The organism is Sphingomonas sp. A2-49 (assembly GCF_025548555.1).
Classification (GTDB): Bacteria; Pseudomonadota; Alphaproteobacteria; order Sphingomonadales; family Sphingomonadaceae; genus Sphingomonas.
The window spans coordinates 81682-87681 of the sequence record NZ_JAJLPA010000015.1 but is presented as its reverse complement, the minus strand read 5'-3'; the positions used below and the strand labels follow the sequence as shown (position 1 = coordinate 87681).

Here is a 6000-nt window from a genome sequence, read left to right as displayed (position 1 = left end):
ATTGCTCGGCGTCGGTTCCGAACTGACGATCGGCGGCGGGAGCGATCTGGTGCAAGCCATTCGGCAGTCCGCGCAGACCAATACCGCGCGGGCTGGTGACCAGATTACGCAGCTTAATCTCGACATCCAGCCGACCATCACGATCCGCCCCGGCGCCGCGGTGCGGTTGCTAGTGACGCGCGATCTCATTCTTGTGCCCTGGCACGGAAAGGCAAGCTGACATGGCTGAGCTGAAACTGGGCAGGCTGCCCGATCGCACGCCGGTGAAGCTGGCGATCACCGTCACTCCCGACCTTCAATCGTCGCTCCAGGCCTATGCGGCGATCTACGCCGAGACTTATGGAGTGGAGGAACCCGTCGCCGACCTGATCCCGGCGATGTTGACGGCCTTCCTCGAGAGCGATCGCAGCTTCGTACGCGCGCGGGATGCCGCGCAACGGAGGCAGAAGTGATCGAGCGTGCCTGGGAGAAGAAGATCGAGCCGCTGACGGTTCGCGTTTCGACCGCCGTGCGGATCACCGGCCTCAGCCGGTCGCGGATCTACGAACTGATTCAGTCCGGCGATCTCGAGACGGTAAAGGTCGGCAGGGCCACCTTGGTGCAATATCGTAGCCTGAAGCTACTGACCGACAACGACACCCCCGATAATCGGGTAGTTTGAACATGAGCCTGTCGGTTCGCGCTCACCGGACCTATTCGACCCGTTGTAAAATGAACACTTGATCGTGCTTTACAAAAGCCCCATTTAGTCCGGCATGGGCGGACTAAATAGCAATCCTCTAAAGCGAGTGCTCGATCAGGTTCCGCCAGGCTTCCTGGTCGATTCTCGATGGCTCGCCGCGAGCAGCGTCGCAAAGAGCTCGGCTTCCGATTATCATCGCGAAGGATGGCTCGGTCGCGTCGCGCGGGGGGTCTATCGCCGTCCCTATCCGCAGGAGCGCTCGACGGACGTCGTCGACTGGAAATTGGCGGTGCTCTCTGCCCAGTGGATCATGGACTATGATTTCCACGTCGGTGGGATGACCGCTCTCAGCCTCGAAGGACATAATCACTATCTTGGCCTCGGGCGCAGTGCAGGCGTCTATCTCTATGGCGATGTACCCGCCTGGCTGCCCAGGCTCACCCTGGATGCTCATCCCTTGCTACGCCGACGTCAACTGTTCGGCTCGGAGCCGCTTGGCATCGACGATCAGGATTTCGACCCAGCTGCGAAAAATGCCCCGAACCCGTGGGATTGGCCGCTGCGGCGCTCGACCCCGGAACGCGCCGTGCTGGAAACGCTTAACGAGCTTCCGGACGCCGAGACGTTTCACAAGGTCGACATGCTGTTCGAGGGGCTGCCATCGCTGCGCCCCGGTCGCCTCGACAAGTTGCTGCAGGCGTGCAGGAGCGTGAAGGTGAAGCGGCTGTTCTTCCTGTTCGCCGACCGCCATCGCCACCGGTGGCTCGCCCATATCGATCGCACGGCCATCGACCTTGGCAAAGGGCCGCGCATGCTGGTCGAAGGCGGTCGCTATGCGGCAGCCTACCAGCTTGTCGTGCCGGCGGAGTTCGCTGGCCCGGGTTCGAAAGAGGCAGCAGATGGCGCGTGACGCCTATGCCGCGCAGGTCGCGCTTCTCGTTCGCGCACTTCCCCTGGTCGCTGATGAACCGAACTTCGCGCTCAAGGGCGGCACCGCGATCAACCTGTTCTATCGCGACATGCCGCGGCTTTCGGTCGACATCGACCTCACTTACGTGCCGCTCGACGACCGCAGCACGGCCCTTGCGAATATCAGTGCCGCCCTCGGCCGATTGATCGAGCGGGCGCAGCGCGAACTGCACGGCGTCGAAGCACAACGGATCAGCGGCGGCGGCGATGGCGATACCCGGATCCTGCTTCGTGCGGCTGGGGCCGAAGTGAAGATCGAGGTTTCGCCGGTGCTTCGCGGCACCGTGGTACCACCGCAATTGATGCGCGTGACTGAAGTCGTGGAGGATGCGTTCGGCTTCGCCGAGATGCCGGTACTCGCCTTCGAGGATCTCTACGCCGGCAAGCTCTGCGCCGCGCTTGATCGCCAGCATCCGCGCGACCTGTATGATGTGCATCTCCTGTACGAGCATGAAGGCGTCACCGACGCGCTGTACCGGACATTTCTCATCTACGCTGCCTCTTCGCCTCGCCCGCTTCACGAACTGATCGCTCCCAATCGGATCGACATCGACCGCGCCTTTGCCAGGGAGTTCGACGGAATGACGATCGAGCATGTTCCCCTTCGAACCCTGCTTGCAGCGCGCGAGCGGCTGATTGGCGATGTGGCGGAGCGCACGACCGATGCCGCGGTGAAATTCCTGCTCTCGCTCCACGATGGTGAGCCGGATTTTGGGGTGATCGGTCATCAGGCGGCTGCGGACCTGCCGGCGATCAGATGGAAGCTGCTCAACCTCAGAAAACTCAGGGACAGCAACCCGGAAAAGCATGCCGACCAGCGCAGCAGGCTTGCGGCTGCCCTACGCCGATGATCCGGGATTACCGCACGCTGGATTTCCGCGTCGCGCGCAAACCGAGTCCGGAGGACGCACGATCGTGACGGCGCTCCTTCGTTGCCGAGGCACCGTGAGCGAGATGCAGGCACTGTTCGGTGCCGAGCCCTGCGGCAACCCGACCTGGAAACCCCTGATCTGGCCCGGCGAGCAGGTCGTTGCCATCACCGAGCGCGATGGCCGGCGTACGATCGAAACATCGACCTGGGGCCTGCCAACGACGGCATTCATCGACCCCGGCCGATCACGCGCGCGCCGTGCCATCCTCTTTCCGCGCGAGTTTCGCGCGGATGCCGGGGTCCTCGTCGATCCCGGCGAGCTCGAGCGTTGCCTCATCGTACTTGAATCCTTCGCCTATCCCGACGGGCCCGCCCGGCAGCGCACGCGCGCATGGGTGGGCCTGTGGGATCAGCCGCTGGTCGGCTGGGCCGGCTTTTGCGCACCAGGTGGTCAGGGTTGCGCAGGCATCCTCGTCCTGGCCAATCCGCTCATCGAACGCGTGAGCCGGCATATGCCGCTGCTCTCGCGTCCGGAAGCTCACGGTGCCTGGCTCGACGGAAGTGCGACGGTCCTGTCCATGGCGACTTTCACGGAGGAAGCGGACTTCTATCTCGAGCACACCAGCGAACGCTGGTCGACCGGTGCATTGATCGACGACAAGGATTGAAGCAGGGCGAATGTGAAAAAACCTCGGACCCGACGCGATCTTGTCCGGGGTATTGTCACGGCTTCCAACCCGTATCGGAATCAGCCCGGCGCCTTCCGGCCGCAATCAGCCTGCGCGGCATTGCCGTTGGTGCGCAGCCCGTCGAGATGATCCGACCAGTGTTGCATCATGCGGACTCGCTCGTCCCAATATTCGCCGCGGGTGTAGGCGCGTCGCACCGCGCTCGCATCGAGATGGGCAAGCTGCTTCTCGATTGCGTCCGGGTTCCAGATGCCCATTTCATTGAGCAGCGTCGCCGCCATCGCGCGAAACCCATGCGCAGTCATTTTCTGCTTGGTATAGCCGAGGCGGCGTAGCGCTTGATTCACACCATTCTCGGACATCGGGCGCTTCGGATTTCCCATGCACGGGAAGAGATAGTCGCGGTGGCCCGTGTGGTCCCGTAGCTCCTCGATCAACTCCAGTACTTGACGCGACAACGGCACGCGGTGCGGTCGACGCATCTTCATCCGCTCGGCCGCTAGGTACCAGACCCCCTTGTCACAATCGAACTCGCTCCACTGCGCCTGCCTCAGTTCACCGGGGCGAACGAAGAGGTGTGGTGACAGTTTGAGCGCCATCAGCGTCACCACCTGACCCGAATAGCCGTCGATCGCCCGCAACAGCGCACCGACCTCCTTCGGGTTGGTGATTGCCGCCAGGTGCTTGGTTCGCGGCGTGGCGATCGCGCCACGAAGGTCGGCAGCAACATCCTTCTGACAGCGCACGGTCGCGATACCGTAGCGAAACACGCGACCAAGGACGCTTCGCATGCGGCGGGCGCTTTCGTACCGGCCATCCGATTCGACCTTGCGGAGCACGGCCAGCACTTCCTGTGGTGTCACGTCCGCGATCGGCAGGCTGCCGATCATCGGATACGCCATGCCGAGCAGCCAACGGATCTTGCTGAGGGTGATCTCGGCACGCCCCTCGCGCTCGCACTTCTGGATCCACTCCTCCGCGACGTCCTTGAACGTGTTCGCTGCGGCGACCTTGGCCGCGACCCGCGCTCGCTTCTTCTCGACCGCAGGATCGAGGCCCGCGGCAACCTGGCGGCGTGCTTCGTCACGCCGGGCCCTGGCATCGGCGAGGCCGACATCGGGCCACAGGCCGAGGTGCAGGGTCTTTTGCTTGCCGAGATGGCGGAAGCTCAGCTTCCAGAGCTTGGTGCCGTTGGGCTGGACCGTGAGGAAGAGCCCCTGGCCATCGGAGAGGTTGAACGGCTTCGCCGCAGGCTTGGCGGCGCTGATTCGGAGATGAGACAGCATGTCGATTTCCCAGCTAAGCCGGGTCGATCCACCACCAACAATAACACCAACAGATGTTGGTGTTTGGGCTGGAATCCGGTGGACGTCGCCGGACGGTCAGTCGGCGATGTTCCATCGAAATATGCTGTTAAACCAGCTGCTTGCTGGACGCTCCCGGATCATTCCGGAAGCGTTTCTGGTGCCCAGAAGAGGATTTTACGGTTGGCACCAAAAATGGCGGATTTCTGCGGTTTTCTGGAAGAGCGTCGGGACGGTTGTATTAGGCTTTTGTACTAGCCGGGGCAAGGGGCTGCCTCTCCGGCAAAGCTATCCGTGTGGGATCGCGAGCAATGACCAAAGATGGATGTTGCTTAATTGCCCTGCTAGATGCGCGATAGCTGTGGCATAGACGATCAAGGGAACCCATAATCCGAGAACAATAAGCCTGAGATATCCTCTCGTCCTCCATAGAATCAGAGATAGTCTCATCTGATTTCTAAGGCCCCATAAGTTACCGCGCGGCGTGTTTAGCTCTTCAAGTGATCGAGATAGGTCTTCGGCAGACCGGGATGCTGTTTCAATCCTACTTGCAATCTCCAAGGACATGCTATCGCATACTGTCTTTGCAGTGTGATTGGCTACTTGTTTGGCAACCATCCCCATGCCTCTGACGCTAGCTTCACGAAAGGCTTGCTCATCGAATGGTGGGCCAAAGCTTCCTCCATATGTATTCATAGGAAGAGCCTTCTTAAAGTTGTGCGACAGCAGGGCCTCCGGGAATGTCTCGATAGATGCTTTCGCCAAGTCCTCTAGTATAACGGGCGTGTATTGCCTATCCCATAGATGGGGTGGAAAGTTTGTGTGCAGATTTACAATCGCGCCATTCAATAGAGCAAGAGCCTTTTGCGGACCTTCGGTAGCGGCAGCAATCAACGCATCGACTCGTTGACGAGAGCTTTCAGCTAAGCCCGCTTCTTTGCGGAATATGACAAGGGCATCACTTCTCCATTCAAGAAGGTATGCTAGGCAGGAATAGGTCGCGGCTATAGCGACAATCACCCTCAAGCCGTTAAAAGCGACGTTGTTAAACGACAACCACAGGAAGCTCTGCTTCGACTCGACAGTCACTCCCGGAATGCAAATGATGAGCAACAGGGAGCTAAGCAGCAGCGTATTCCTGTGCAAGTCCCAGTACGTGCTAGATAAGGGGGTCTGATTATCGGCAGCCATCAGGGTATGTTGCATTGGTTTGGGAGGCGCGTCGAGCACCGAGAGCTAAACCGCCTACGACCTATTTTCGCTAAGGATATGCGAAAGGGCAGATCAGACAAGTAGGAGCCGCTTTGTCCCCGTAGCCCCTACCTGCCCGGTCCCACGAATATGACACGCCTACCCGACCTGCATTATTGCGCGTGGTTCGTTCTCCCGGCGTAGCGTGTCACAGTAGCGATGACCCAGCCCAGCCCATTGATCCCGGTAGCGATGACCCTGCCTCGCAAGTTGTAGCTTGTGAGTCATGCTGGG

At 60.6% G+C, this 6000-nt stretch carries 8 protein-coding genes; 6 read left to right on the top strand and 2 right to left on the bottom strand.

The features are described from left to right. The 6 genes from LPN01_RS12700 to LPN01_RS12675 all read left to right on the top strand — a co-directional run. On the top strand, nt 1–220 hold a 220-nt coding region (locus LPN01_RS12700), incomplete at its 5' end, for a TrbI/VirB10 family protein (RefSeq protein WP_316747994.1). A 1-nt stretch (nt 221) separates the two neighbouring features. Further along, nucleotides 222–452 carry a DUF2274 domain-containing protein gene (locus LPN01_RS12695; protein ID WP_262828783.1) on the top strand — a complete coding sequence of 77 codons (231 nt, stop codon included), beginning with the start codon at nt 222–224 and terminating at the stop codon, nt 450–452. Beyond that, nucleotides 449–661, top strand: a complete 213-nt coding sequence (locus LPN01_RS12690) for a helix-turn-helix domain-containing protein (protein ID WP_262828782.1) — start codon at nt 449–451, stop codon at nt 659–661. The genes LPN01_RS12695 and LPN01_RS12690 overlap by 4 nt, the downstream gene beginning before the upstream one ends. A gap of 94 nt (nt 662–755) precedes the next feature. Beyond that, nucleotides 756–1592: a type IV toxin-antitoxin system AbiEi family antitoxin gene (locus tag LPN01_RS12685; protein WP_262828781.1), complete on the top strand. Its 837-nt coding sequence runs from the start codon at nt 756–758 to the stop codon at nt 1590–1592. Further along, complete coding sequence (locus tag LPN01_RS12680) at nt 1582–2502, top strand: nucleotidyl transferase AbiEii/AbiGii toxin family protein (protein ID WP_262828780.1); 921 nt, start codon at nt 1582–1584, stop codon at nt 2500–2502. The genes LPN01_RS12685 and LPN01_RS12680 overlap by 11 nt, the downstream gene beginning before the upstream one ends. Nucleotides 2503–2596: 94 nt before the next feature. After that, nucleotides 2597–3190 carry a hypothetical protein gene (locus LPN01_RS12675; protein WP_262828779.1) on the top strand — a complete coding sequence of 198 codons (594 nt, stop codon included), beginning with the start codon at nt 2597–2599 and terminating at the stop codon, nt 3188–3190. An 80-nt stretch (nt 3191–3270) separates the two neighbouring features. Here LPN01_RS12675 and LPN01_RS12670 read toward each other — a convergent pair whose 3' ends face one another. Both LPN01_RS12670 and LPN01_RS12665 read right to left on the bottom strand, forming a co-directional pair. After that, nucleotides 3271–4497: a tyrosine-type recombinase/integrase gene (locus tag LPN01_RS12670; RefSeq protein ID WP_262828778.1), complete on the bottom strand. Its 1227-nt coding sequence runs from the start codon at nt 4495–4497 to the stop codon at nt 3271–3273. Nucleotides 4498–4803: 306 nt separating this feature from the next. Continuing rightward, nucleotides 4804–5706 (bottom strand): hypothetical protein, encoded by a 903-nt coding sequence (locus LPN01_RS12665; protein ID WP_262828777.1) that lies wholly within the window; start codon nt 5704–5706, stop codon nt 4804–4806. Between the last annotated feature and the right edge of the window lie 294 nt (nt 5707–6000).

Excerpts from the sequence above, each read along its gene's own strand:
- LPN01_RS12695 (WP_262828783.1), top strand. The coding sequence starts at position 222 with ATGGCTGAGCTGAAACTGGGCAGGCTGCCCGATCGCACGCCGGTGAAG.
- LPN01_RS12665 (WP_262828777.1), bottom strand. The coding sequence starts at position 5,706 with ATGGCTGCCGATAATCAGACCCCCTTATCTAGCACGTACTGGGACTTG.
- LPN01_RS12685 (WP_262828781.1), top strand. The coding sequence starts at position 756 with ATGGGCGGACTAAATAGCAATCCTCTAAAGCGAGTGCTCGATCAGGTT.
- LPN01_RS12680 (WP_262828780.1), top strand. The coding sequence starts at position 1,582 with ATGGCGCGTGACGCCTATGCCGCGCAGGTCGCGCTTCTCGTTCGCGCA.
- LPN01_RS12670 (WP_262828778.1), bottom strand. The coding sequence starts at position 4,497 with ATGCTGTCTCATCTCCGAATCAGCGCCGCCAAGCCTGCGGCGAAGCCG.